At 71.6% G+C, this 26,324-nt stretch carries 23 protein-coding genes; 13 read left to right on the top strand and 10 right to left on the bottom strand.

Annotation, left to right across the window (positions count from 1 at the left end):
• Positions 1-33: 33 nt before the first annotated feature.
• From AQJ84_RS00990 to AQJ84_RS00975, 4 genes are read left to right on the top strand one after another with little or no spacing between them, the layout of a single operon-like run.
• A complete protein-coding gene (locus tag AQJ84_RS00990) occupies positions 34-2,433 on the top strand; it encodes a sensor histidine kinase (RefSeq protein ID WP_053193016.1) in 2,400 nt (799 codons plus the stop codon).
• Positions 2,434-2,444: 11 nt separating this feature from the next.
• Positions 2,445-2,876: a roadblock/LC7 domain-containing protein gene (locus AQJ84_RS00985; protein ID WP_030041310.1), complete on the top strand. Its 432-nt coding sequence runs from the start codon at positions 2,445-2,447 to the stop codon at positions 2,874-2,876.
• Position 2,877: 1 nt separating this feature from the next.
• Positions 2,878-3,240, top strand: a complete 363-nt coding sequence (locus AQJ84_RS00980) for a DUF742 domain-containing protein (protein WP_030041309.1) — start codon at positions 2,878-2,880, stop codon at positions 3,238-3,240.
• The gene (locus AQJ84_RS00975; protein ID WP_030041308.1) at positions 3,227-3,820 is read left to right on the top strand and encodes a GTP-binding protein; all 594 of its coding nucleotides are present in this window, start codon (positions 3,227-3,229) and stop codon (positions 3,818-3,820) included. Before AQJ84_RS00980 ends, AQJ84_RS00975 begins: the two co-directional genes overlap by 14 nt.
• A 36-nt stretch (positions 3,821-3,856) precedes the next feature.
• Here the strand turns inward: AQJ84_RS00975 and AQJ84_RS00970 are convergent, their stop codons facing one another.
• Complete coding sequence (locus AQJ84_RS00970) at positions 3,857-5,428, bottom strand: aromatic amino acid ammonia-lyase (protein WP_053193014.1); 1,572 nt, start codon at positions 5,426-5,428, stop codon at positions 3,857-3,859.
• Between the two features lie 36 nt (positions 5,429-5,464).
• On the bottom strand, positions 5,465-6,421 hold the full coding sequence (locus tag AQJ84_RS00965) for an ABC transporter substrate-binding protein (protein ID WP_030041306.1): 957 nt from the start codon (positions 6,419-6,421) through the stop codon (positions 5,465-5,467).
• 395 nt (positions 6,422-6,816) lie between these two features.
• Between AQJ84_RS00965 and AQJ84_RS00960 the strand changes: the two genes are divergently transcribed.
• From AQJ84_RS00960 to AQJ84_RS00945, 4 genes are read left to right on the top strand one after another with little or no spacing between them, the layout of a single operon-like run.
• Positions 6,817-9,432, top strand: a complete 2,616-nt coding sequence (locus AQJ84_RS00960; protein WP_225889053.1) for a sensor histidine kinase — start codon at positions 6,817-6,819, stop codon at positions 9,430-9,432.
• Positions 9,429-9,905 carry a roadblock/LC7 domain-containing protein gene (locus tag AQJ84_RS00955; protein ID WP_030041303.1) on the top strand — a complete coding sequence of 159 codons (477 nt, stop codon included), beginning with the start codon at positions 9,429-9,431 and terminating at the stop codon, positions 9,903-9,905. Before AQJ84_RS00960 ends, AQJ84_RS00955 begins: the two co-directional genes overlap by 4 nt.
• Before the next feature lie 36 nt (positions 9,906-9,941).
• Positions 9,942-10,388 carry a DUF742 domain-containing protein gene (locus AQJ84_RS00950; protein WP_030041302.1) on the top strand — a complete coding sequence of 149 codons (447 nt, stop codon included), beginning with the start codon at positions 9,942-9,944 and terminating at the stop codon, positions 10,386-10,388.
• On the top strand, positions 10,375-10,977 hold the full coding sequence (locus tag AQJ84_RS00945) for a GTP-binding protein (protein ID WP_030041301.1): 603 nt from the start codon (positions 10,375-10,377) through the stop codon (positions 10,975-10,977). Before AQJ84_RS00950 ends, AQJ84_RS00945 begins: the two co-directional genes overlap by 14 nt.
• A 49-nt stretch (positions 10,978-11,026) precedes the next feature.
• Here AQJ84_RS00945 and AQJ84_RS00940 read toward each other — a convergent pair whose 3' ends face one another.
• The 5 genes from AQJ84_RS00940 to AQJ84_RS00920 all read right to left on the bottom strand — a co-directional run bounded on the left by AQJ84_RS00940 (position 11,027) and on the right by AQJ84_RS00920 (position 16,394).
• Positions 11,027-11,695, bottom strand: coding sequence for an ABC transporter permease (locus tag AQJ84_RS00940; RefSeq protein ID WP_030041300.1), 669 nt, complete (start codon positions 11,693-11,695; stop codon positions 11,027-11,029).
• Positions 11,692-12,399: an ABC transporter permease gene (locus AQJ84_RS00935; RefSeq protein ID WP_030041299.1), complete on the bottom strand. Its 708-nt coding sequence runs from the start codon at positions 12,397-12,399 to the stop codon at positions 11,692-11,694. The genes AQJ84_RS00940 and AQJ84_RS00935 overlap by 4 nt, the downstream gene beginning before the upstream one ends.
• A complete protein-coding gene (locus tag AQJ84_RS00930) occupies positions 12,396-13,562 on the bottom strand; it encodes an ABC transporter ATP-binding protein (RefSeq protein WP_051870008.1) in 1,167 nt (388 codons plus the stop codon). The genes AQJ84_RS00935 and AQJ84_RS00930 overlap by 4 nt, the downstream gene beginning before the upstream one ends.
• Positions 13,563-13,638: 76 nt before the next feature.
• Positions 13,639-14,862: an RES domain-containing protein gene (locus AQJ84_RS00925; protein WP_030041297.1), complete on the bottom strand. Its 1,224-nt coding sequence runs from the start codon at positions 14,860-14,862 to the stop codon at positions 13,639-13,641.
• Positions 14,863-14,912: 50 nt separating this feature from the next.
• Positions 14,913-16,394: an alpha/beta fold hydrolase gene (locus AQJ84_RS00920; RefSeq protein WP_107082843.1), complete on the bottom strand. Its 1,482-nt coding sequence runs from the start codon at positions 16,392-16,394 to the stop codon at positions 14,913-14,915.
• A gap of 242 nt (positions 16,395-16,636) precedes the next feature.
• On the opposite strand from AQJ84_RS00920, the gene AQJ84_RS00915 reads away from it, so the two are divergent.
• The gene (locus AQJ84_RS00915; RefSeq protein WP_053193001.1) at positions 16,637-18,697 is read left to right on the top strand and encodes an ArnT family glycosyltransferase; all 2,061 of its coding nucleotides are present in this window, start codon (positions 16,637-16,639) and stop codon (positions 18,695-18,697) included.
• A gap of 79 nt (positions 18,698-18,776) precedes the next feature.
• On the opposite strand, the gene AQJ84_RS00910 is transcribed toward AQJ84_RS00915, so the two are convergent.
• From AQJ84_RS00910 to AQJ84_RS00900, 3 genes are read right to left on the bottom strand one after another with little or no spacing between them, the layout of a single operon-like run.
• Positions 18,777-19,514, bottom strand: a complete 738-nt coding sequence (locus AQJ84_RS00910) for an FAD:protein FMN transferase (protein WP_030041294.1) — start codon at positions 19,512-19,514, stop codon at positions 18,777-18,779.
• A gap of 5 nt (positions 19,515-19,519) precedes the next feature.
• Positions 19,520-20,200 (bottom strand): FMN-binding protein, encoded by a 681-nt coding sequence (locus tag AQJ84_RS00905; protein ID WP_059198788.1) that lies wholly within the window; start codon positions 20,198-20,200, stop codon positions 19,520-19,522.
• Between the two features lie 10 nt (positions 20,201-20,210).
• Positions 20,211-21,551, bottom strand: coding sequence for a ferredoxin reductase family protein (locus AQJ84_RS00900; RefSeq protein ID WP_225889052.1), 1,341 nt, complete (start codon positions 21,549-21,551; stop codon positions 20,211-20,213).
• A 176-nt stretch (positions 21,552-21,727) separates the two neighbouring features.
• On the opposite strand from AQJ84_RS00900, the gene AQJ84_RS00895 reads away from it, so the two are divergent.
• The 4 genes from AQJ84_RS00895 (at position 21,728) to AQJ84_RS00880 (ending at position 26,317) form a co-directional block, all read left to right on the top strand.
• Positions 21,728-22,393, top strand: coding sequence for a response regulator transcription factor (locus AQJ84_RS00895; protein ID WP_053192992.1), 666 nt, complete (start codon positions 21,728-21,730; stop codon positions 22,391-22,393).
• Complete coding sequence (locus AQJ84_RS00890) at positions 22,390-23,838, top strand: sensor histidine kinase (protein ID WP_030041289.1); 1,449 nt, start codon at positions 22,390-22,392, stop codon at positions 23,836-23,838. The genes AQJ84_RS00895 and AQJ84_RS00890 overlap by 4 nt, the downstream gene beginning before the upstream one ends.
• A 53-nt stretch (positions 23,839-23,891) precedes the next feature.
• Positions 23,892-24,902 (top strand): NAD-dependent epimerase/dehydratase family protein, encoded by a 1,011-nt coding sequence (locus AQJ84_RS00885; protein ID WP_030041288.1) that lies wholly within the window; start codon positions 23,892-23,894, stop codon positions 24,900-24,902.
• A 155-nt stretch (positions 24,903-25,057) separates the two neighbouring features.
• Positions 25,058-26,317: an ABC transporter substrate-binding protein gene (locus AQJ84_RS00880; protein WP_030041287.1), complete on the top strand. Its 1,260-nt coding sequence runs from the start codon at positions 25,058-25,060 to the stop codon at positions 26,315-26,317.
• The last annotated feature ends 7 nt before the right edge of the window (positions 26,318-26,324 follow it).

The raw sequence follows: 26,324 nt of genomic DNA, 5'->3' as shown, positions 1-26,324 counted from the left end.
TCCCCCGCTTCCTCTGATCGCCCAAGGACGGCCATGTCTCGACGGACGGGTGCCCGGCGCCGCCGCCTAGGTTCCATACGTCTCTCCCTCATCCTCCTGGCGCTGGTGCCGAGCGTCACGCTCGCCGCCGTGTGGGGTCTGACGACGACACAGATGTTCTCGGAGGGCCTGCGGCTGCGCTCACAGACGGAGCTGAGCAGGTCGACCGGTGCCATGGGCACCGACGCCACGCTCGCGCTGCAGCGGGAACGCGGTCTGTCGGCCGCCTGGCTGGCCTCGCAGCCCGGCTCCCGGGCCGCCCTGGTGCAGGCGCGCAGGGAGACGGACGTGGCGGTGGCGAAGCTCGTCGGCCGCTCGGATCAGATCCAGCAGGCACCCGCCCGGATAGCGGACCGGCTGTACTCGGTGGTCGGCTCGGTGGGGAGCCTGGAGTACTACCGCGGTCAGATCGACGATCCCTCGGACATCACCGCCGAACAGGCGCTGGACCAGTACACCTCGATCATCGACGACCAGATCCACGCCTTCCAGGAACTCTCCCAGGTCGACGACGGCGACCTCACCTCACAGGCCGGGCCGCTGGTCGCGCTGGAACACGCGGCCGAGCTGGTCTCCCAGGAGGACGCGCTGCTCACACTGGCCTGGCCCTCCAACCACCTCGACGAGAAGGCCTGGACCCAGTTCGCCGAGCTGGTGAGCACCCGGCGCTGGATCGTCGAGGACCAGATCATCCCCTCGCTGCGCGGCCCGGCGAAGGCACAGACCGAGAGCATCCTGCAGAGCAAGGAGTGGCAGGCCCTCGAATCGGTGGAGGACGAGGTGCTGGCGGCCCGTCCGGCCGGCGAGGCCCGGCGGGTCGTCCTGCCCGCCGCGCGGGAGCACTGGACCACCGCGCTGGCCGAGGTCTCCGACCGGTACGGGGCCCTGATCCAGCAGCAGACCTCGGGGCTGCTCACCCGCAGCGCCGACAAGGCCGAGGACCTGCTGCTGACGGCCGCCTTCCTCAGTGCGGGCGGGCTGGTCGCGCTGCTGCTGTGCGCCGGCATGTCCTGGCGGATCACCCGCTCCCTGTCCCGGCGGCTGCGCGGCCTCAAGCGCGCCACGCTCGGGCTGGCCGAGGATCGGCTGCCCGACGTGGTCCGGCGGCTGGACCGGGGCGAGACGGTCGACGTGGACCTGGCGGCGCCCCCGCTGGACTACGGCTCGGACGAACTCGGCCAGGTCGCGCAGGCGTTCAACACGGCGCAGCGCACCGCGGTGGTGACGGCCATCGAACTCGCCGACACCCGGCGCGGCTTCCAGAAGGTGATCCTCGGCATCGCCCGGCAGAGCCAGAACCTGGTCAACCTGCAGCTCAGCCAGCTGGACGCGTTGGAACGCGAGCACCAGGACCCCGAGGTCCTCAAGGGTCTGTACGAACTGGACTCCATGGCGAGCCAGTTGCGCCGCTACGAGGAGAACCTCGTCATCATCAGCGGCGAGCAGCCGCGGCGCAGCTGGACCGAACCGGTCACGCTGATCGACATCCTGCGCAGCGCGGTCGGCGAGGTCGCCGAGTACCGGCGGGTGGAGGTGCACACCGACGAGGAGGTGTGCCTGGCCCCGCCCGCGGTGGCGGACGTGATCCATCTGCTGGCCGAGCTCATCGACAACGCCACCGTGTACTCACCCGCGCCCAGCCCCGTGGGGGTGCGGGCGGCGATGGTGGCCAAGGGGCTGGCCGTCGAGGTCGAGGACCGGGGCCTGGGCATGTCCGAGGACGACTACGCCTCCCTCAACGCCCAGTTGGCGGGGCCGTCGAAGTTCGACGTGGTGGCGCTGGCGGGCGACCTGCGGCTGGGCATGTTCGTGATCTCCCGACTCGCCCACCGGCACGGCATCGCGGTCACGCTGCGCCCCTCGCCGTACGGCGGAACGACGGCGATCGTACTGATCCCGCACGACATCGTGGTGCGCGAGGCGGACGGGGCGGGCATGACGGACGGGGCGGACGGGCAGGAGGCCGAGCCGGTGAAGGCCGGGCCGGCTGCCCGTACGGTACGGCCCCTCCCGGCCGCGCGGACCGCCCCCGCCCCCGTGGCCGCCGCCGCTCGCGCCACCCGTGCCGACGGACTCGCGCCGCTGCCCCGCCGGGTGCCGCAGACCAGCCTGGTCGACGAACTCCGCGAGGACGCGGCGCCCGACGTCGAGGACACCTTCGAGGACTTCACCGCGGAACGCGCCGCCTCCTCCCTCGCCGGATTCCAGCGCGGGACGTGCCGGGCACGGGAAGAGGACGAGCAGGTCGACGACGAGAAAGCGCACGACGAGAAGGCGCACGACGAGATGGTTCACGCCGAGCCGGCGCCGTACGACGAGAACGAACCGGCCGTGCGGAAGACCCCCGCCGCAGGTCAGGCCGTCACCCCCACTCCCCACACCGACCGCTCATGAAGGACACCGCCATGACACGCCCCACCCCCGCCACGGACACCCAGCTGGACCAGTTGCTCACCGGACTCGTGGACCGGGTCGCCGACGTGAACCACGCCGTGGTGCTCTCCGAGGACGGGCTGGTCGTCAGCAGGTCCACCGGTTTCGTGCGTGACGACGCCGAACGGCTGGCGGCCACCGCGTCCGGGCTGATGAGCCTCAGCAAGGGCGTCAGCATGGACTTCCGGGGCGGGCCGGTGCGCCAGGCGCTCATCGAGATGGCCAACAGCTACCTGATACTGACCTCCGCCGGGCCCGGCGCCCACCTCGTGGTGCTGACCGGGCCGAACGCCGACGTCGGCGTGGTGGCGTACCAGATGAACATGCTGGTGAAGAAGATCGGCGAGCACCTCAGCGCGGCGCCGCGTGCTCATGTGGGCCCATCGACCGCCACCGGCGAGTGAGGTGAGCGGAAGCGACGCGGCGGGGCGGCTGGTGCGGCCCTTCGCCCTGACCGGCGGACGGACCCGGCCCAGCCGCGCCGACTTCACCCTCATCACGACGGTGACCGCGGTGGACCCGCCGCCGGAGCGGGCCTCACGGCCGCAGCCCGAGCAGACGCGGATCCTGCGCCGGTGCCGAAGGCCGGTGGCCGTGGCGGAGTTGGCGGCGCTGCTGGACCTCCCCGTGAGCGTGGTCGTCATCATGCTGTGCGATCTGCTGGAGGCCGGACTGATCACCGCCCATCCACCGCATCCCGTCTCCCGCACCCCGGAACTGGACCTGGACCTGCTGCAGAAAGTGAGGGACGGCCTTGGCCGGCTCTGATCCCGCCGTCCGGGCGGCGCCCGTCGCGCCCGACACCGTCAAGATACTGATCGCCGGAGGGTTCGGCGTCGGCAAGACCACGATGGTCGGTTCGGTCAGCGAGATCGTTCCACTGCGCACCGAGGAACCGCTGACCGCGGCGGGTCTGGACGTCGACGACCTCACCGGCATCGAGGAGAAGGCGGCCACGACCGTGGCCCTGGACTTCGGGCGCATCACCATCAGCGAACGGCTGGTGCTGTATCTCTTCGGTACCCCGGGTCAGCAGCGGTTCTGGTTCATGTGGAACGACCTGGCCGTCGGCGCGCTGGGCGCGGTGGTGCTGATCGACGTGCGGCGGCCGGAGGCGAGCTTCGCGGCCGTCGACTTCTTCGAGCGCCGGGACATCCCCTTCGTCGTCGGCGTCAACGGCTTCCACGGGCAGCACCCCTACCCGCCCGACGAGATCCGGGAGTCCCTGGCGCTGCCGGAGCACGTCCCGGTGCTGCTGTGCGACGCGCGTGAGCGGGAGTCGAGCCGGGACGTGCTGATCGCCCTCCTGGACCGTCTGATCGCCGAGGCGGGAGCGGCGGCTCGCTGAGGGTCGGCCCGGTCCTGCGACGGGTGCGGGCCCGGTCTACAACTCCGCCAGCGCCGACAGCAGTTCCGCCGCCGCCGTCACGTCACCCCGCAGCGGCCGGTCCTCGGTGCCGGACGGGAGGGCCGCGGCGGCCGTGGTGAAGGCGGGCAGTGGCGGTGGCTGCGAGGTCATCCGCAACGCCCTGACGGCGGTGACGAGTTCGCAGGCCAGGACGGTCCCGTACACCTCCACCGCGCGCAGTGCCTGCCGGGCGGCCTGGGAGGCGAAGCTCGCGGTCTCCTCCAGGCCGTGCGACAGGACCGCGTGACCGGCCGAGGCGGGGACGGCGCAGGAACGCAGCTCGGCGAGCGCGGAGTTGGCCGTGTACTCCAGGATCATCGTGCCCGAGCTGCTCGCCGGGCCCGCGGCGAGGAACGCGGGCAGGCCGGTGAGGTCGGGGCGGCCCAGCGCGGCCAGCCGGGCCGCGGAGAGCTGGGCGGTCTGGAGTACGGCCAGGTTGAGACCGTCCAGGGCGAGCCCCAGGGGTGCCGCGTAGAAGCCGCCGTGGTGGTAGGCGGCCGTCCCGTCGGGGGCCGTCAGGGGGTTCTCCGACGGGCAGTTGATCTCCACCTCGACGATCCGCCGCAGGGCGTCGGCCGCGTCCAGGGCGCAGCCGTGCACCTGGGGAAAGGCGCGGAAGCCGTACGGGTCCTGGATGCGGCGTGGTGCGCTGTGCGGGGTGCCCCGCAGCCGCCGCACCTCGGCCGCCGCGTGGGCGGCGCCGGGATACGGACGCAGCGCGTGCACCGGGGCCGCGTACGCCTCCGGTGATCCGGCGACGGCGGCCAGGGACAGGGCCGTCACGGCGTGCGAGGCCTTCAGGAGGACACCGAGGTCGTGACAGGCCAGTGCCGCCTGACCGAGCGCGAGCGCGTTGCTGCTGAGGAGGGCGAGGGCGTCGCCGGGTTGCAGGGTGACCGGAGCCGGGAGCCGGCACCCGGGAGCGACCGGCTGCGGAGGCGCTGTCGTGCCCGAACCCCGTGTGGGGGTGGTCGGCCGTTGTCCGGCCGGGGGCGGCGTTGTCCGCGCGGCGTCGGTCAGCCAGGGGGATTCGCCGATCAGTGTCAGACCCGTCTGGGCCAGGGCCGTGAGGTCGCCGGTGCCGAGGCCGCCGTACTCGTGGACCGCGGGGTGGACGCCGAGCCGCAGTGCCTCGGTGAGGGCGTCGACGAAGGCGGGCTGGATGCCGGAACCGCCGGCGAGCAGCTGGTTGGCGCGCACGGCGAGCATCGCGCGGACCTGACGGGGCGGCAGGAGGGCGCCCGCGCCGGCCGCGTGGCTGCGCAGCAGGCGCAGGCCGTGTCCCGCCTCGTCGTCCGCGTCGACCGACACCGAGCGGTGGGCGCCGACGCCGGTCCCGCGGCCGTAGAGGCGTCCGGCGGCGGCGAGGCGTCGCGTGGTGCGCCAGGACCGCCGGGCCCTCGCCCGCGCCTCGGGCGGCACGGCGGGCACGGCGGCGTCGTCCGCGAGCCGCACCAGCGTGCCGAGGTCGAGGCTCGTTCCGTCGAGGACGGCGCGGGTGCCCTCCGTGCGGGGCTCCCGCGCCGACTCCTCGGCTGTCGTGTCCAAGGTGCTTGACGACGGTGCGTGGCGACGGTGTCGGCGTCAGTCCAGGCCGACCGTCTTCAGCCAGGCCTTGGCGACGTCGAGCGGGTCCTTGTTCTCCAGCTGCACCTGGAAGTCCATCTCCAGCAGCGCCTTGGTGTCCAGCTTGGCCGAGACCTCGTTGAGGGCGGCCACGCCCTCCTGCGAGAGGCCGGACTTGTAGACCAGCGGGGTCACGTTGGCGAAGCCGAAGAGGTTCTTCGGGTCCTGGAGGACGACGAACTTCTCCTTGGTGATGGTCGGGTCCGTCGTGAAGATGTCCGCGGCCTGCACGGTGTTCTTCGTCAGCGCCGCCTGGGTCAGCGGGCCGCCCGCGTCGAGCGCCTTGAACGACTTGAACTCCAGCCCGTACTGGGACTTCAGGCCGAGCAGACCCTGCTGCCGGGTCTGGAACTCCGGCGAGCCGCCGATGACCAGTTCCGGAGCGATGTCCTTGAGGTCCGCGAGGGTGGACTGGGCCGTCAGGTTGTACTTCTTCGCGGTCTCCGCGTTGATGCTGACGGAGTCCTTGTCCTCGGCGGGTGCCGAGTCCAGCAGCGTCAGCTTCGAGTCGAGCTTGGCCTTCGCGGCCGCGTTCACCGCCTGCGCGGTCTTCTGCTCCGCCTTCGGGTCCAGGTAGGCGAGCAACGAGCCGTTGTACTCCGGCAGAACCGTGACGGAGCCGTTCTTCAGCAGGCCGTAGGTGGTCTCGCGGCTGCCGATGTTGGGCTTGTAGGTGACCTTGACGCCCTTGGCCTTCAGCGCCTCGCCGTAGATGTCGGCGAGCAGGATGCTCTCGGCGAAGTTGTTGGAGCCGACGACGACGGTGCCCCCCTCCGCCTTGTCCCCGGCCAGCGGGTCCGACGCGTCGTCGGAGGAGGAACATCCCGCGAGCAGGGCCGTGGCGGCGGCGAGCGCGACGGCGGCCGCGGCGGGACGTGTCCTGAAGGACCTGCTGTGTGCGGTTGTAGAAGTCACGATTTCCGTTCCGGACTCTGGGGGATGGCGCGGAGATGGCTGTTCGGAGATGGTCGATCAGAAGCTCTCCACTGATCCAATCCAGCCGGTTCTCGGTCAGTCAAGAGTGGCCTGGTTACCAATTGGCTTCAATGCGTTGCCCATTGTGAAGACGGTATGAACGGGCAGGCACCGGGCCCACCCAAGCGGAGCGGGTCGTAATGGATTCTTGACTCAGGGTGGCACGAACCGGTGTCCGAAGAGGCTGTAGTCTCCCGGAAGTTGGCGCCGGTCACAGTGGCGTGCAGGGGCCACACAGGTGTCGTCCCGCACCGGCATCGGGGCGTTCGAACCGACTTGGGTGCCCCTGGCGCACCGGTCCGAAAGCGATCACGAACGGTCACGAAGGAGGCCTGGTGTCCACGAACGAGCCCCGTCGTGGCGTGCGGGGGTTCGCCGACCGCTGGCCGTTCCGCCGCAAGCTCAACGTCCTCGTGGGCGTCCCGCTGGCCGTGGTCGCCGTACTGCTCTCGTACCTCATCGCCGGCCAGGTGGACCAGGCGCGCGACGCGGACTCCGCGGCCCGGCTGGTCCGGGACAGCGCGCAGGTCGCGGAGCTGGTGGACCGGGTGGAGACCGAGCACCAGCAGGCGGTCCTGCTGTCCGTGCGCTACGAGTCCGCCGACAGCGGGTCGATGCCCATCCCCGCCGCCTACCGCAAGGCGCAGGCCACCGTCGACGCCCAGGTGGAGACGGTGCGCGAGACCTTCGGGGACCGGCTGCCGGACACCGAGGCACAGGCCCTGAAGGAGATCAACGGTCTCAGCAGCCTGCGGGACACCGTCGAGCAGGGCTACCTGCCCGCCGACAACATCGACCCCGCCTACACCAACGCCGCCAAAGGGCTGATCGACGGCCTCGGTCTCGACCGCAACCCGGCGCTCGCCGCCACCTTCACCGGCAACCTGCTCGACTCCCTGCTGCGCGCCGACGCCGCCCACAGCGCCTTCGAGACAGCCGTGTTCTCCGCGCGGACCGGCGACAGCAACGCCCTGATCGAGCTCATCAACGCGATCGGCTCCTACGAGCTGTACACCCAGCAGGCCGACCGCTTCGCCAAGTTCGCCACCGAGGCCCAGGCCGACGAGCTCGGCGGCATCGAGCACAACAGCTCGCAGGCGGTCATCGGCCAGCACTTCGCCGAGCTGCAGATCGACCCCGGCAACCTCCAGGCCGGCTCGCCCGAGAAGATCCACCGGGCGTTCACCGAGGCCCTCGACTCCTACCCCTCCTACCGTGAACAGGCCGAGATCCGGCTGAAGATCACCTCGTCCCTCATCGGCCAGATCGCCGACCGCGCCGACGCCGCGTCCAGCGAGGCCGCCTGGCGCGCGGTCCTGCTGCTGGGTCTCACCCTGTTCCTCTTCGCCGTCTGGATCACCTTCGCGGTGCTGGTGCGCCGCTCGGTCGTGCGGCCGGTGCAGGCCCTCACCGGTGCCGCCCGCGAGGTGGCCGACGTCGCCGGCCGGGAACTGGCCCGGGTCGCCGACGAGGACACCGAGGACGACGAGCCGATCCGGCTGCGCGAGGTGCCGGTCACCGCGAAGGACGAGATCGGCGCCCTCGCCGACGCCTTCAACCACGTCCAGACCACCGCGTCCGCGCTGCTGGAACGCCAGGTGGTCAGCCGCCGCAACGTCGCCGAGATGTTCGGCAACGTCGGGCGCCGGGTCAGCAACCTGACCACGCGCCAGCTGGCGCTGATCGACGCGGTCGAGCGGGGCGAGACCGACCCCGCGCTGCTGGAGCGGCTGTACAGCATCGACCACATCGCGGTGCGTCTGCGCCGCAACGCCGACAGCCTGATGCTGCTCGCCGGCATCCGGGAGACGGTCCTCGACTCCGGGCCGCTCGCGCTGACCAACGTCGTACGGGCCGCGCTCGGCCAGATCGAGGGCTTCCAGCGGGTGCGGCTGCACGCGGGGACCGAGGTCATGGTGGAGCCCGACATCATCGGCGACCTCACGCTGATGGTGGCCGAACTCGTGGAGAACGCCGTGTCGTTCTCGCCGGCCGGCAGTGCCGTCGAGGTGACCGTGCGCAGCGGTGCCGAGGGCGCGCTGGTCGTCGTCGCCGACCACGGGCTCGGCATGAGCGCCGAGCGGCTGGCCGAGGAGAACGCCCGCCTCATCCGCCGTGAACGCCTCGACCTCGTACCGACCAAGGTGCTCGGCCTGTTCGTGGTGGGCACGCTGGCCCGCCGCTGGGACGTGGACGTGGCACTGTCCCGTACACCGGGCGGCGGAGTGACCGCCGAGGTGACCATCCCGTCCTCGCTGCTGCTGACCGCGAGCCCGGTGGCGGTCACGGCGGGAGCGTCCGGCGGTTCGGCGCCCCGGGCAGGGGCGGCGGGCCCGGCCCCGTCGCCGAACGCGGCCGCGGTGCCGAGTGCGGCCGCCCCGGCCGCTCCGACGACGGACTCCGCCGACCCGGCCACGGGCGCCGCGGCCTCGACCACCGAGCCCGTACGCGCCACCCGCGCCGCCTCCCCGAGCGCCGCAGCCCCGGCCGGCGACGGGCCCGCCCCGCTCCCCCGCAGGGTGCCTCGGCGCGAGGCCGACCCGGAGGGGACCGTGGCGGCCGAGCCGGACGGTGAGTCGGCCGACGCGTCCGCTGCCGCCGCCCCCTTCATCCCCAAGGCCCGCGCCGGTGAGAGCGAACCGTCCGAGCCGGTGGCCCCCGAGGACGCCTCCGGCAGTCGCCCCCTGCGTCGCCGCGTCCGCGGCGCCACGCTGCGGACGACCTTCGGTGCCGACCCCGACCAGCAGACCGCCCGGCAGGCCGCGCCGCGCGTCGCCGACGCGGACGCGGTCCGGGCCTCGCTCGACGAGTTCGAGGCGGCCGTGGAACGCGCCCACCGCGACAGCCGGAACGACACCCCGCCCACCCCCCAGCCCGTGCACCGCAACGCCGCGACCGCACCCCACCCCCCGCACGAACACCACCACTCCCCGGAAGGAGCGGAGCAGTGAGCACGTCGACAGGAGACACTCCGACGGGCGGCACCACGCCGACCGAACTGCAGGCCGCGGCAGCCGACTTCACCTGGCTGTTGAATCGTTTCGCGACCGAGACGGCGGGCGTCGTCGACGCCATCGCCGTGTCCTCCGACGGTCTGCTCATCGCCGTGTCCGAGCTGCGCGAGCACGCCGACTCCGAGCGCCTCGCGGCGATCGTCTCCGGCATCACCAGCCTGGCCGCCGGCGCCTCCGGCAACTACGGACTGGGCGGCCTCAACAAGGTCATCATCGACCTGGAGGGCGGCCACGTCCTGGTCTCGGCGATCGGCAGCGGCGCCGTCCTCGGCGTGGTCACCGACAAGGAGGCCAAGCTCGGCAACATCGCCTACGAGATGACGCTGTTCGCCAACCGGGCGGGCAGCGCCCTCAGTCCCCAGCTGGTCCTCCAGCTGAAGAACAGCGTCGGCGCCACGTCGAAGCGCTGACCGGGCGCCCGCCCGGCCGAGGAGGAAGAACGACCCATGGCGGACGGCCGCACTCCCAGCGGTGCCGGCGAGGACGGCAGCACGCCCCCGGGCCCCGACCCGGCGGGCCCCGCCCCCGCCGTACGGCCGTTCCTGGTCACCGCCGGCCGGGTGGCGCCCAGCGCGAGCGGCCGGACGATGCCCGTGGAGACCCAGGTGGTGGCCACCGCCGAGGGTCTCTCCGGGCTCGACCTGCTCTCCTTCGAACAGCACGACATCGTCGCCGCCTGCCGCCGGCCGCAGTCCATCGCGGAGATCGCGGCCCGGCTGAAGCTGCACCTGAACGTGGTCCGGGTCCTCTCCGAGGATCTGCGCGTGGCGGGGCAGTTGACGGTGCACGTGCCCGACTCCGGCGTCACCCATGACGCCTCCGTCCTGCGAAGGGTTATCGATGGCCTGCGGGCCATCCCCGACTCCCGAGGGGTTCTCCGTGACGCCGACTGAACCGGCCACCCGTCCCGGGGCCGCCGAGGCCCCGGTCCTACGACCACCGCTGCCGGTCAAGATGGTGATCGCGGGCGGCTTCGGCGTGGGCAAGACCACCGCCGTCGGCTCCATCTCCGAGATCGAGCCGCTGACCACCGAGGCCGCGATCACCGAGGTCGCGGCCGGCGTGGACGACCTCAGCCACACCCCGCGCAAGACCACCACCACGGTCGCGATGGACTTCGGCTGCATCACCATCGACCCCACCCTGAAGCTGTACCTGTTCGGGACGCCCGGGCAGGAGCGGTTCGGGTTCATGTGGGACGACATCGTCGAGGGCGCGGTCGGCGGGCTCGTCATCGTGGACACCCGCCGTCTCGACGACTGCTACGCGGCCGTCGACTACTTCGAGCACCGGCAGATCCCGTTCGCGGTGGCCGTCAACGCCTTCGACGGGCGCGTCGAGCACACGGTGGAGGAGGTGCGCTGGGCGCTCGACGTCAGTGAGCGCGTCCCGGTCGTGGTGTTCGACGCCCGCGAGCGCGGCTCGGTGCGCGACGCCCTGCTGGTCGTACTGGAACAGGCCCTCGCGCGCACGGAGGGCTGAGACGACGAGGGGCCCGGGACGGTGTGCCGTCCCGGGCCCGCTTCCCGCGCTAGCCGCTCCTGCGCACCCCGGCCGACACCGCGAACCGGGTGAGGGCCCAGAACACGGCGAGCGTCACCAGCGCCAGGCCGGCGACCAGCGTGGCGCCGCCCACGACCTTCTCGTAGTTGCGCTGGTAGAGGCCGTCGACGATGTACCGGCCGAGGCCGCCGAGGCTGACGTACGCGGCGATGGTGGCCGTGGAGACGATCTGGATGGCTCCCGAGCGCAGACCGCTGAGGATCAGCGGGAGGGCGGCGGGCAGTTCGACCTGGAACAGCACCCCGGCCTCGCTCATGCCCATGCCCCGGGCCGCGTCCACCGGCGACGGGTCGACGGAGCGCATCGCCTCGTAGGTGGTGACCAGGATCGGCGGGACGGCGAGGATGACCAGCGGGATCATCACGTTCACCAGGCCGAAGCCCAGCAGCAGGGTCATCAGCACCAGCAGGCCGAAGGTGGGCAGGGCCCGACCGGCGGTGGCGATCAGCGAGAGGGCGTTGCCGCCGCGCCCGGTGTGGCCGGTGATCAGGCCGACCGGCAGGCCGATCGCGGCGGCGAGCGCGAGTGCTTCGAGGGTGTACTCGATGTGCTCCCCCACCCGCGTGGGGATGCCGTCGTAGCCGTGCCAGTGGGCGCTGTCGCTGAAGAAGGCGTTGATGAAGTGGAGCAGGTTCACCGGGCTGCGTCCTCCAGGGCGAGGACGGCCGGGTCGGGCCGGCCGGCCTTCGGTTTCGTGCGGGTCCGGCGCGGCATCCACGGCGTGAGCAGGAGACGCAGGCCCACCAGCAGGCCGTCGGCGAGGATCGCCAGGGCGGCCATGGAGAGCACGGCGTTCACCGCGAGTTCGGGCCGGTTGTAGATGTTCGCGTCGTTGAGCAGGTTGCCGAGGGCACCCTGGTTGCCGATCAGCGTGCCGACGCTGACGAGGCTGATGCTCGACACGGTCGCCACCCGCAGCCCCGCGATGATGGCGGGCACCGCGATCGGCAACTGGACCTGGAGGTAACGGCGTACGGGCCCGAAGCCCATGGCGGTCGCGGCGGCCAGGGTCTCCTGTGGCACCGAGCGGACGCCGTCGACGATCGCCGGGACCAGGACGACGAGGCTGTACACGGTGAGCGGGATCATCACCGTGAGCTCGGTCTGGCCGGTGTAGTCGATGAGGAGGACGAAGAAGGCCAGCGACGGGATGGCGTACAGCACGGTCGTCACCCACAGCACCGGCGGGTACAGCCAGCGGAAGCGCACGCACAGCTGGGCCAGCGGGAGCGAGACCACCAGCCCGGCCAGCACCGGCAGCAGGGCCTCCCGCAGGTGCAGGCCGACGAGGCCGAGCCAGCTGTGCTGGAGGTCGCTGGGGATGTCGAAGAAGCCGTTCACCGGGCGACCCTTGAGTCCTTGCCGGCCTGGGGGCGCTCGGCGGCCCGGTCGCTCGCGCGCCGCTCCGCGTGGGCGCCGCGGATCGCCTCGCCGATGGTCTGCTGGGAGACGACGCCGGCCGTGCGGCCCTCAGCGTCGACGGCGACGGCCCAGCCGGTGGGCGAGAGCACCGCGCAGTCCAGCGCGGACCGCAGGGAGTCCGTACCGGCCACGAACGGCCGCCCGTACGGCAGGAGTTCAGCCTGTCGGATGTTCCCGGCGGTCAGCTCGCCCGGCTCGCTCCAGCCGAGGGGCCTGCCCTCCTGGTCGGTGACGAGGAGGTAGGGGGCGCCGGCCGTGTCGCGGGCGGCGACCTGTTCGGCGGTGGCGTCGACCGCGACGATCGGGCCGGTCAGCAGCTCGAGTCCGGTGGCGGGGAAGAAGGACAGCCGGCGGATGCCGCGGTCCGCGCCGAGGAAGTCCTCGACGAACGCGTCGGCGGGGTCGGACAGCAGCTCGGCGGGTGGGGCGAACTGGGCGAGGTGACCGCCGGTGCGCATCACGGCGACCATCGTGCCGAGCTTGACGGCCTCGTCGATGTCATGGGTGACGAACACGATCGTCTTGCCCAACTCGGCCTGGATGCGCAGGAGTTCGTCCTGGAGGCCCTTGCGGACCACGGGGTCGACGGCGGAGAACGGCTCGTCCATCAGGAGCACCGGCGGATCGGCGGCGAGCGCCCGGGCCACCCCGACGCGCTGCTGCTGACCGCCGGACAGCTGGTAGGGGTACCGCTTGGCGAGCGCGCCGTCGAGACCGACCCGCTCCATCAGCTCACGCGCCCGCGCGCGGGCCTTGTCCTTGCCCCAGCCGAGCATGCGGGGCACGGTGGCGATGTTGTCGACGATCGTGCGGTGCTGGAAGAGCCCGGCGTTCTGGATGACGTATCCCATGGACCGGCGCAGCGTGTTGACGGGCTGCTGCTGGATGTCCTGGCCATCGAGGAGGATGGTGCCCTCGCTGGGCTCGACCATCCGGTTGATCATGCGCAGGGTCGTCGTCTTCCCGCAGCCCGAGGGACCGACGAGGACGGTGATCGAACGGTCGGGTATGTCCAACGAGAGCCGGTCGACCGCCACCGTGCCGTCCGGGTATCGCTTGGTGACTGAATCTATCCGTATCAAAACGCCGAATACCCCTCGGATTTGGCAAAAGCCGCCGAATTTCGGCCACGGTCGTGCAGGCCGTTGCGGGGAGAGTCTAGACGGCGGGGGTTACGGCGCTTCGGCGGGCGACGTGGCTGCGCGGCTCCACTCGTTCGGACCCTGCGATCAGCCTCAGGGTGCCGTGGCCGTCGGCCGCGTCGGAGGCCAAGCACTGCGTCACCTCGACGAAGAGGGCGTAGTTCACGCCCGCGTTGTGGGCGGAGCGGAAGCGGATGCCCTCCACGCGCAGACCGGGGGACTCACGGAAGTAGTCGGTCACGTACTGCGTGGGGCGGTAGTCCCGGTGAGGGCGGCCGTCGTAGAAGACGGGCCTGCTCAGGTCCCGGGCGAAGTCCCTGAGGAAGACGAGGGAGTCGCGGCGCGCGGCCGCTTCCCGGTCGAACCGGCTGGGCGCCTTTGGGATGTCGACGAGGTCGACCACCCTGATCGGCCGGGTCACCTCGAAGGCGGCCACGGCGGCGAAGGGCCGGTCGTCGCGCGCCGAGATCTCCACGACGGCCGTGTCGCTGTCGGCGGAGCCGTAGAACAACGGGACGCCGGCCCGGCTCATACGGTTCTCCGCCGCGCGCCCGGGGGGCGCCGAGCCGATGTCGCGGGCCCGGTAGTGCGGGAGGACGTCGTCCGCCCGCATCCGGCCGCGCCAGATCTTCTCGCCGGGCTCCACCGTCCTGATGAGGTGTGCTTCCCGGATTATCCCGGCGATCCGCCCCATCAGGGAGTCCAGCTTGTCCCGGTCCGATCCGGGTGCCGGGTCGCTGCCCGGTAAGTCGAGGTCCCGTTCCACCACCGTCCGGCAGAAGCTCGCCCAGCTGTCCCTCATGGTGCTCGAGCGGGGAACGAACTCAACGGGATCGCCGTACCAGTTCTTCTGGTCGATGCAGTCCTTGACGGCTTTCAGCACGTCGTCGTCGAGCACGGCGTCACAGGCCTCCGCGACGGCTTGGGCGGGATCGGGCGGCGCCTTGTGCGCATCACCCTGCGCCCGTTCCACGTGCGCCCACTCGACGGGCACGTCGGCCGAGGGGCCGGGATCGCCGTCGGACAAGGCCGCCAGGATCTCCTCGGCGAGCCGGGACACCCGAACGACCGTCACCCGGTCCCGCGCGCCGTCGGGGCAGAAGGAGCACTCGCCCCGGAACGCGCCGTCCCGAAGCCTCTTCTGGAGAAGGTCGTCATGGAGGTGCTCGAAGCACAGCGCCAGGGCGCCCACGGCCGGTTCCCAGGACGCGGCCCCGTCGTCGCCGTCGGCGCTTTCCATGCATACACGGTACAGCGGCCCCGGTGGACGGCACCGCGGATCAGCGGACGTCACATCGCGCCCCGGTTGGCCCACCGGGCCTCGTTCTCCTGCTTCTTGGCCGACAGTCGTTCCTTGAGCATGTCGTAGCTGCGGCGCCTGCGGGTGGCGAAGTGGATGCTCCAGGAGCTGTCGTTGGACAGTTCGGTCATCAGCGCCTCCCAGACCAGGTCGAAGCTGCGGGACAGGGTGATGCCGCCTCGGCCGGACCCGAAAAGGGGCAGGCAGATGGAGCTAAGCGGCAGGTCCAGTTCGTGGCGTTCCCTGCGGGCCAGCAGGAAGACGTTGTGTGTCGCCCGGGTGATGGCATGCGGGTTGACCGTGTAGTCGCTGGTGCCGTCGACCGGGGTCACGATGGCCGCGTGGTAGATGCGCGAGACGTTGCGCTCGGCCAGCGCGCCGGACGGGGTCGGCGCGACGGTGCCGATCTGCACGGGGAGGCCGTAGCGGGCGTGGTCGCGCAGCCACCCGATGAGGCTGTCGCCGGCCACGTCGTCGAGGATCTCGCCACCGGCTCCCTTGATGGCGGCGGCCCGCCTCAGGCTCCCGGACGTCGACGACTTGAAGAACTGCGACATCTGGAGATAGATGTTCTCCGACGACACGATGACGTCGATGTCCGAGAGCTGCTCGAGCGGGCCTCCGTGGATGAAGAACTGAGTGGTGGCCCAGGGACTCGTGGGCACGGCCACCGGGCCGAACAGCTGGTGCTCCGCGAGGAATTCCTCCCCGTGCGCGGCCATCCGCGCATAGGTGGGCGCACTGGATATGGACTCCTCCGGAAAGGGCTCCCGCAAGGCCTTTTCCAGATTTCCCAGCAGGGCGCGCAGCAGCCGTCCGTCGGCACCGGGCGTGATGACGGAGAAGTGGTCGCCGGGCATCACGGCGGATTCGGGAAAGACGCTCACCGCAGAGGACGGCGACACGACGTTGTCGCTCTCGCCGGCGTACGACACGACGGGGATCGGGCACCGGTCGCGCGACACGTACTGGGCGTGGACTATGCCGGTCATCACCCTGCGCTGGGTTTCCTGCACCGAGGCCTGAAGGGGTCTCAGCTCCCGCTCCTGACTGTTCCTGGTGACGCCCATGAGGCCGCGGCGCAGCAACAGGAAGAGCTCGGAACCGTTGTTGGGGCAGGCGAACATGACCACGCGCCGGATGCGGGCGAGTTCCCAGCCGCGCCCCTCGGCGAGCATCCGCGACAGGAACCGCTGGACCACGAGTCCGCCCTGGCTGTGGGTGACGATCACCAGGCGTTCGTGGGAGATCGGCTGGTCGGCGAGGTAGCTCTTGAGGCTTTCGGCGACGGTGTCGATGTTCGGCATTCTGCGCAGCGGACTCCACGACAGCCGAGGCGTCGCGTAATCGAAGAAGAGTAAGTCGAATTCCTGTGCGATGCCGGGTGTGGCGGATAACTGGGCCTTGAGATCACGCCAGGTGGCGGACGAGGAGGACAGTCCGTGAACGAAGACGATCGCGGCCCTGCGCATGCTTCCCCCTGAAATGCGTCCCCCGCCCCAGCCGGCCGGTTTCCGTTCCCAGGAATATAGCCACCGTGACGCGGCTCCAACCGTCGTGGCCGGGACCCGGCCACGGACCCGCTGTGGGTCACCTGTGAGTCCGCTGATTCTCACCTCGTCCTCAGGAGTCGCTCAGCAATCCCCCAGAGACCGCGCCGAGGGTCACTGACATCACCGCGAGAACACCGCCCGGAGCAACTGGAGTACGCGTCATGACGACCCTCGCCCCACCGCCCGCGCCGCCGGCCCAGGACGGCGGGCGCCGCCACCACGCGGCCCCGACGGCCGGCGGTGGTCTTGCCGCCCGTGCCCGGCGGCTGTTCACCGGCGCTCCCGAGGACCCCAGCTGGGCCCGTCCCGTCCTGTGGGCGGTTCTCGTCCTGGCCACGGCCCTGTACGCCTGGAACCTGTCGTCCGTCACCGGTAACACCTTCTACAACGCCGCCGTCTACAGCGGCACCGAGAGCTGGAAGGCGTTCTTCTTCGGCGCGCTCGACTCGGGCAGCTTCATCACCGTCGACAAGCCGCCGTTCGCGCTGTGGGTGATGGGCCTGTCCGCGCGCCTCTTCGGTTACGGCGCCTGGCAGTTGGCACTGCCCATGGTCGCGGTCGGTGCCGGCTCGGTCGCCCTGCTGTACCGCATGGTGAAGCGGGACTTCGGTCCGGTGGCGGGTACGGTCGCCGCCCTCGCGCTCGCCCTCACCCCGATCACGGTCGCCATCACCCGGGACACCAACCCGGACCCCGTCCTGGTCTTCCTGATGCTGCTCGGCGCGGCCGCCCTGATGAAGGCGGTGCGCACGGGGCGGCTGCTGCCGCTGGTGTGGTCCGGCGTCGCGATCGGCTTCGCGTTCAACACGAAGATGATGCAGGCGTACGTCGTCCTGCCCGCGTTCTTCCTGGTCTACCTGTGGGCCGCGAGGGGCGGCCTGGGCCGGCGCGTGCGCAACCTCGCCGTCGGGACGCTCGCGCTCATCGTCTCCAGCGCCTGGTGGATGGTGGTCGTCGACCTGATCCCGGCCTCCGCGCGCCCCTACATCGGCGGCTCCACCGACAACACGGTCTGGGACCTGGTCATCGGCTACAACGGCTTCGGCCGGATCCTCGGGGCGAGTTCGTCGGTGGGATCGCAGGGCAACGGCGCGAGCTTCGGCGGCGACGCGGGCCTGTACCGCATGTTCAACGAGATCATGGGCGGCCAGATCTCCTGGCTGATCCCCTTCGCGCTCATCGCCCTCGTCGGCGGACTGGTGCTGCGCGGCCGGGCTCCCCGCACCGACGCCAAGCGGGCGGCGCTGCTGCTGTGGGGCGGCTGGTTCGTCCTGCACCACCTGACCTTCGCGCTCGCCGAGGGCACCTTCCACCCGTACTACGTCACGGCCATGGCCCCCGGGATCGCGGCCCTGGCGGGAATCGGCTCGGTGATGCTGTACCGGGCGTTCGTCGAGGGTCCGGCCGCCAGGTGGTCCTGGGTGCTGCCGCTCGCGGTCGCGGCCAGTACGGTCTGGGCGGTCGTCCTGCTCCAGCGGGTCTCCGGCTCGGGGACGCTGTACACGGTCGCGGAGGTCGTGGCCGGGATCGCCGGTGCCGCCGCGGTGATCGGGCTGCTGGTCGGCCGGTTCACCGGGCGGCAGCGGCTGGTGGGCGTCGCCGCGCTGGCCGCGGTCGTGGCCCTGCTCGCCGGCCCCGCCGCGTACTCGGTGTCGGCGGCGACCACCGCGAGCACCAACGGCACCAACCCGACAGCCGGCCCGAACACCGGTGGCGGCATGGGCGGCGGCATGGGCGGCGGCCGGCGGCCGAGCGGCGACGCGCCGAGCGGGACGGGGAGTTCCACGGGGCAGTCGACCGGACAGCCGCCGTCGGGTGCGCCCTCCTCCTCCGGCACGTCCTCGGAGTCCGACACCGGCCGGACCGCCGGCGGCATGGGCGGGGGCACCGAGGTCTCGTCCGAGATGATCACGTACCTGAAGAAGAACCAGGACGGCGCGACCTGGCTGGTGGCGGTGGCCACCGACCAGACGGCGTCCTCGATCATCCTGGAGTCGGGTCAGCCGGTGATCTCGATGGGCGGCTGGTCCGGCAGCGACGACGCGATGACCCTCGCCAAGCTCAAGAGCCTGGTGAAGTCCGGCAAGCTGCACTACATCGTCATCGGCGACAGCGGCCAGTCCTCGTCGAACAGCGAGATCTCGACCTGGGTCAGGAAGAACGGCACGGCGGTCGGCGACTACAGCGGCCTGTACCGCCTGGACGCCTCCGACGTCGGCTGACCCGGCGGTACGGAGTGAGAGGGGGCGGGCTGCCGGTCGCAGCCCGCCCTCGCCGTCCGAGCGGGCGGGTGCGGCGGGTTCAGCGCGCGCCCGCCGCCTGGGCCACCGGCAGCCCCGGCGTCCGCAGGACCCGCCGCTGCGCGTCCACCGCGAACACCTCGCAGCCCGGCAGCGAGGCTGCCCAGTCGACGCCGTCCGGGCCCATCGCGAACGCCGCCGTGGCGACCGAGTCGGCCTCCGTCAGGGACGCGGCCACCACCGTCAGGCTGAGCAGCCCCGTCGCCGGACGCCCGGTCCGGCCGTCGACGATGTGGTCGCCGCGCTCGTAGCGGGCGGAGGTGGCCACCGCCGCGTCGGTGAGCTCGAGGACCGTGCACAGCTGGTCGGCGTGCTCGGGGTGCCGTACGCCCACCCGCCAGGGGCCGCCCGCGCAGGCCACGTCGCCGCCGGCGTTGAGGCAGAAGCGGGTGGCGCCGGCCGCCCGCAGCAGGTCGGCGCCCCGCTGCACCGACCAGCCCTTCACCACCGCGCACGGGTCGAGACCGCGTCCGGGCAGCCGTACGTCGAAGGCGCCGCCGGTGGCGACTCGGTACTCCTCGCACAGGTCGAGTACCTCACGCAGGTCCGCGCTGACGTCCCGGTCCGACAGCTCGCCCCGGTCGAGCCGGGACACCTCGCTGTCGGCCCTGAACGGGCTGAAGCGGGCGTCGACCTCGTGCAGCCACGCGAAGACCGCGTCCGCGGCCGACTCGGGGACGCCCTCGTCGTCGACGCGCAGCGAGACCGGGAAGCCCATGACGTGCTCGACGCGGTGCATGCCGGTCAGCCCTTCGCGTCGAGGGCGGCCTGCAGGGACTCCCGGTAGCCGTCGCTGGTGATGGTGGCGCCGGAGACGGTGTCGATGTCCGCGCTCTGCGCCTCCAGCGTCTCCGCGACCAGCTTCGGCACCGCCGCCGTGGTCTGCGGGTGGTTGGGCTGCTGGAGCATGTTCACGGCGGTGATCTCGTCGCCCTCGAAGGTCACCTGGACCTGCACGGGGCCCTTCTCCGTGTTCACCGTGGAGCCGTCGACGGTCTGGGAGGCGGAGGCGGACGGCGAGGCGGACGCCGTCTTGGCGTTCTCGTCGATCGCGGCCTGCAGGGACTCCTTGTAGCCCTCGGTGGTGATGGTGGCGCCGGAGACGGTGTCGATGTCCGCGCTCTGCGCCTCCAGCGTCTCCGCGACCAGCTTCGGCACCGCCGCCGTGGTCTGCGGGTGGTTCGGCTGCTGGAGCATCTTCACGGCGGTGATCCGCGTCCCCGCGAAGGTCACCTGGACCTGCACGGGGCCCTTCTCCGTGTTCACCGTCGAGCCGGTGACGACACCGGAGGAGCCCGACGAGGAGGACGTGGAGGGCGCGGGAGTGGTGGTCTGGACGGTGGACGTGGCGGCCGAGGGCTCGTAGAGCCACACGGGCACCAGGCCCGCGATGCTCAGGACCACGACAGGTATGGCTCGTTTCACGGTGACTTCCTCATCCCGCCAGGCTGAAGCGCTCGAAGTGGATCTGCGGCTTGGGCACGTTCAGCTCGCGCAGGCTGCCCAGCACCGCGTTCATCATGGGCGGCGGTCCGCACAGGAAGACGTCCCGGTCCGCGATGTCCGGCACCATGCGCGCCAGTTCGCCGGGCGCCAGCCGGTCCGGGACGGGCGGCCCGGTCACCAGGTGCAGCTCGCAGCCCTTGGCGAGGGCGAGGTCCCGCAGCTCGTCGTAGAGGACGGCGTCCCGGTCGGTGGCGACCCGGTAGATGACGACGGCGTGGCCCTGGATCTCCTCCAGCAGGGCCCGGATCGGGGTGACGCCGACGCCGCCGGCGATGAGCACGGCCTCGGGACGGGTGCGGTGCAGCGCGGTGAAGGCGCCGTAGGGGCCCTCGGCGAAGACCCGCGTGCCGACCTTCACGTGCCGCAGGGCGGCGCTGCCGCTGCCGGCGGCCTTGGCGGTCAGGCGCAGGGTGCGGCCGTCGGGGGCGGCCGACAGGGAGAACGGGTTGGCCTGCCACCAGCGGTCACGGGTCAAAAAGCGCCACAGGAAGAACTGGCCGGCCTGGGCGGGCATGCGGTCGAGGTCACGGCCGCTCATGTAGACCGACACGACGTTGTCCGACTCGGGGACGACGGCGGTGACGCGCAGCTGGTGACGCCAGTTCCGCCACAGCGGGAGCACCAGCCGGCCGACGAACACCGAGGTGAGGGCGAGGCCCCAGACGCCGTACCAGTACGCCGTCGCGACGGACGACGAGGCGAAGGTCGTACCGACCGCGACCTGGTGGGTGAAGGCCAGCACCACGGCGACGTAGGTGTACAGGTGGATGAAGTGCCACGTCTCGTAGGCCAGCCGGCGGCGGGCGTAGCGGCCCGAGACGGCGCCCACCACGATGATGACCGCCAGCGCGACGACCGCGCGGAGCACGCCCTCGACGGTCTCGGCGAGGTCCACCAGCTGGCTGACCGGGTCCAGGTCGGAGGAGGCGGCGTAGCCGAAGCTGATGAACACGGCGTGGCCGAGCAGCGTGAACAGGATGCCGAAGCCGGTCCAGCGGTGCCAGGAGGTCAGCCGGTCCATGCCGATGCGGCGGTCGAGCCAGGGCAGCCGGGCCACCAGGACCAGCTGGAAGGCCATCAGGAGGGCGCCGTACAGGCCGGTGAGCCGGCCCAGCACGATGAGGGCGTTCGACGCGAACCCCGCCTGGGTGAAGAAGAAGGCCACCACGGCCGCGTTCGCGGCCAGCACGGCGTACAGGCCCGTGCGGGCCACCACCCTGGGGCGTTTTATCGCCGTGGGGGGCGCAGGGGGCGATTGGACGGCAGTCACGGGGCGAGCTCCTTGATCCGGGTCCGGGGTAACCGAGCTTCCCCGTGGGGAGCTGTCGATTTACTGTCGTACGACTTTCAAGTGCTTATCGATGTGGCCACGGCGTTCACAGGCACTGCGGCTTCGGACGTCTCGTGAAGCAGTATGAGCAGGTGGAAAAAGTACGACTCCTTGTCGTGGACGACGACCCTCCGATCGCCGACCTCGTGGCGACGGTCGCCCGCTACGAGGGCTGGGACGCGATCACCGCGAACTCGGGCGAGGAGGCGCTGAGCCGTGCCTCCGAGTTCCGTCCCGACATCGTGGTGCTCGATCTGATGCTGCCCGATCTGGACGGCTTCGGCGTGCTGGACCGGCTGCGCCGGTCCGGGACGATGGTGCCGGTGGTGTTCCTCACGGCCCGGGACGCGGTCGCCGACCGGGTGGCGGGGCTGACCCGGGGCGGTGACGACTACCTGGTCAAGCCGTTCGCGGTGGAGGAGCTGATGGCCAGGCTGCGGACCGTGCTGCGGCGCAGCGCCGGCCCCGGCTTCCAGCGCTCGGTACTGCGGGTGGCGGACCTGACGATGGACGAGGACACCCGTGAGGTGCGGCGCGGGGAGCGGCTGCTCACCCTCACTCCGACCGAGTACGAGGTACTGCGCTATCTGATGCGCAAGTCGCCGACCGTGCTCACCAAGGCGCAGATCCTGGACCACGTGTGGGAGTACGGCTTCGGCGGCCGCTCCAACGTGGTCGAGCTGGTCGTCAGCCGGCTGCGCCGCAAGCTGGACGACACGGGTGAGCCGCTGATCCACACCGTGCGGGGCTTCGGGTACGTGATCCGGCAGGCGTCGGAGTGATCAGGCGGTTGCGAAGGACGTATCGCCGGCTGCGCCTGGGCACCCGACTCGCGCTGGGCCTGGGCGCGCTGTCCCTGGTGGTGTTCGCCGTGGTGGGCTGGTCGCTGACCATGTACATGCGCGACTACCTGGAGCACCAGCTGGGCTACCAGCTGAAGGTCGTCCAGACGGTGCAGTCCAAGGACGCCGAGGCCAACGGCACGGTGCGGCAGAAACCGTACTGGGGCTGGTTCAGCGCGGTCTACGACGTGTCGGACGACTCAGCCGTCCTGCGCCGGCCCGCCGACATCCCGGACGACACCCGTCCGCTCACCGCGCTCGCCAAGAACATGGCGCGTTCCGACACCGAGCTGATGAGCACCGTGCGGATCGACGGGAAGGGCGTCTACCGCCTGCGGGCCTGTGAGGTCGAGCCCGGGGTGGTACTGGTCAGCGCCGCGCCCATGGAGGACATCGAGGACACCGTGGAGCGGCTGATCACCGTGCAGGTGATCGCGTTCGCGCTCGCGGTGCTGGCGTTGGTGGTGGCCGGCCGGAAGATGCTGCGGCGTGGTCTGCAGCCGCTGAGCGACATGGCGCACACCGCCCACGGCATCGCCTCGCACAACCTGACCGAGTCGGCCGCCCGGCTGCCGCTGCGCGCCGACGGCCGGGACGGCGGCCCGGAGGTGGACGAGCTGCGGACCGCGTTCAACACGATGCTGGAGCACATCGACGACTCCCTCGCGGTCCGCGCGGAGGCCGAGCAGCGGCTGCGCCGCTTCGTCGCGGACGCCTCGCACGAGCTGCGCACACCTCTGATGTCGGTACGGGGCTACGCGGACCTCTTCCAGTACGCCGCCGCGAACGCCCCCGAGGAACGCGACCGGCATCTGGCCCGGCTGCGTGCCGAGGCGGCCCGGATGGGCTTCCTCCTCGACGACCTGCTGCTGCTCGCCCGCCTGGACGCGGCCGAGGTGGAGACTCCGCTGCGGATGGTGGAGGCGGATCTGGTGGAGCTGGTCGAGCACGCGGCCGACGCGTTCCGCGCGAGCCGTCCGGACCATCGGCTCACCGTGGCGCCCGGTCCCGGGGCGTTGCGGCTGCGACTGGATCCGCAGCGCATCCGCCAGGTACTGGACAACCTGCTGACCAACGCGGCCGTGCACACCCCGGCGGGCACCGAGGTGACCGTGTCGGTCCTGGTCGAGCCCGGCAGGGCGCTGGTGCGGGTCGCGGACGCGGGCCCCGGCATCCCGCCCGCCGACCGCGAACGGGTCTTCGACCGCTTCTACCGCGTCGACAAGGCCCGCAGCCGTGACCGTGGCGGCAGCGGTCTGGGCCTCGCGGTCGCCTGTTCGCTGGTCCGGGCGCACGGTGGCACGGTCGAGCTGAGCAGCGTGCCGGGGGCGACGGTGTTCACGCTGGTGCTGCCGCTGGGCGCGGCGAGTCTTACGAAGCCGTGACGTGCCGGGCGCGGTCCGGTCGTCCGGGCCGCGCCCGGCCCTAGCGTGGCCGCATGCGTGTACTGGTCACCGGCGGTGCCGGATTCATCGGGTCCCAGGTCGTGGCGGCACTGGCGGCGCGGGGGCACGAGCCCGTCGTCTACGACGTCCTGGCCGACCCCGCGTCGGACGTACGCAGCCCCGGCGCGGTCCGCGGTGCCCTGAGCGGCGTGGACGCGGTGTGCCACCAGGCGGCGATGGTGGGCCTGGGCGTCGGGTTCGCCGACGCGGCGGAGTACGTCTCCCGCAACGACCTCGGTACGGCCGTCCTGCTCACCGCCATGGCCGACGCGGGCGTACGGCGGCTGGTGCTGGCCGGGTCGATGGTGGTGTACGGCGAGGGCAGGTACGAGTGTCCCCGGCACGCGGTGGTGCGGCCGGGCCCGCGGGCCGTCGCCGACCTCACCGCGGGCCGCTTCGAGCCCCGCTGCCCGCGGTGCGGGGCCGAGCTGTCGCCCGGTCTGGTCGGCGAGGACGCCCCGGTCGATCCGCGCAACGTGTACGCCACGACCAAGCTGGCCCAGGAGCACCTGGCGGCGGCGTGGGCACGGGCCGTGGACGGCTCGGCGGTGTCGCTGCGCTACCACAACGTGTACGGGCCGGGCATGCCCCGCGACACCCCGTACGCCGGGGTCGCCTCCTTCTTCCGCTCGGCGCTCGCCCGCGGCGAGGCTCCCCGTGTCTACGAGGACGGCCGTCAGCGCCGGGACTTCGTGCACGTGCGGGACGTGGCCGCGGCCAACGTGGCGGCGCTGGAGGCCACGGCGCGCAGGGGCGCGCTCACCGCGTACAACACCGGCAGCGGTGAGCCGCGCACGGTCGGCGAGATGGCCCGGGCGCTGGCCGCCGCGTACGGCGGTCCGGAGCCGGCCGTCACCGGCGAGTACCGGCTGGGGGACGTACGGCACATCACGGCCGACTCGGCGCGGTTGCGGGCGGAGTTGGGGTGGCGGGCGGAGGTGGGGTTCGTGGAGGGGATGCGGGAGTTCGCGCGCGCGGGGATGCGCCAGGGCGTGCCCGGCTGATCAGGGGCGCGACCCGGGCCGCCTGGCCCCACTCTTCACAAATGCCTACAATTCGCACTTCTCGGGCGTTCGCATGCGTTCTAGGATCATGTACAGAGGGCGGGCGGATGGCCGGCCTGTTCGACCACCGCCGCCTGTACCGAGCGGAGGCGGAGATGAAAGCGTCGATACGGCGGTCCGCGATCTTCACGAGCGCGGCCGCCCTTGTGATAGCTGTCTGCGGTGCGACGGGCACCGCTTCGTCCGCGGTTCCGGCCGAGCCGGGCGATGGTGAGCTCCAGTTCGGCTCCGTCCTGCCTGAGACGGGGCAGCTGGCCTACCTCGGCCCGCCGCAGATCGAGTCCTTGAAGTTCGCGATCAAGACGATCAACGACGCGGGCGGGGTACTGGGCAAGCCGGTGCCGACGGTGGTCTCCAGCGACGAGGCGGGCCAGGAGGCCGTTGCCGTGCAGTCCGCCGACCGGGTCCTCGCGGCGGGCGTGGACGCCGTCGTCGGCGCCGCGGCCTCCGGCATGTCGCTGGCGTTCATCGACCGGGTGACCGGAGCGGGCGTCGTGCAGTGTTCGGGGTCGAACACCGCGCCCACCTTCACCGACTACGAGGACGACGGGTTCTACTTCCGTACCGTCCCGAGCGACGCGTTGCAGGGGCCCATCCTGGCGGATGTGGTCCGGGCGGACGGACACGACCGGGTGGCCGTGATCGCACGGGCGGACGACTACGGCCGCGGCCTCATGGAGACCACGCGGAAGACACTCGAGGACCGCGGTGCGACGGTGACGCTCGCCGAGACGTACGACCCGAAGGCGACCAACTTCGACCAGGTCGTGCAGAAGGTGAAGAACTCCGGGCCGGACGCCGCCGTGGTGATCGCGTTCGAGGAGGGCACCCAGATCCTTCAGGGCATGATCGAGTCCGGACTGGGGCCGGACCGCATCGGCGTCTACGGCGCCGACGGACTGCGCAGCGAGGAGCTGGCCTCACTGGTCTCCCCGGGCGATCCGGGCAGGCTCTCCGGGATGAAGGGGACCGCGCCGGCGTCGGCGGAGAACGAGAAGTACATCAACGACCTGAAGAAGTTCGCCCCGCAGCTGAAGGAGCTGCAGTTCGCACCACAGGTGTTCGACTGCGCGACGACCATCGCGCTCGCCGCCGAACAGGCGGAGTCCGACGACCCGGGCGACTTCGTGGAGGAGATGAACGGGATCACCAAGGACGGCGACAAGTGCACCACGTTCGCCGCCTGCAAGGAGCTGATCGCCGACGGCAAGGACATCGACTACGACGGTGTGAGCGGTCCGCTCGACTTCACCGACAAGGGCGAACCCGGTCAGGCGACGATCGAGGTGTACGGCTACGACGCCAAGGGACAACTGCAGACCCTGCGTACCGAGACCAGCGAGGCCCAGGAGTGACCTGGAG

The sequence above is a fragment of the Streptomyces resistomycificus genome, assembly GCF_001514265.1.
In the GTDB taxonomy this organism is placed as follows: domain Bacteria; phylum Actinomycetota; class Actinomycetes; order Streptomycetales; family Streptomycetaceae; genus Streptomyces; species Streptomyces resistomycificus.
Note: the sequence above shows the minus strand (reverse complement) of the source record. Positions and strands in the feature narration are given on the sequence as shown.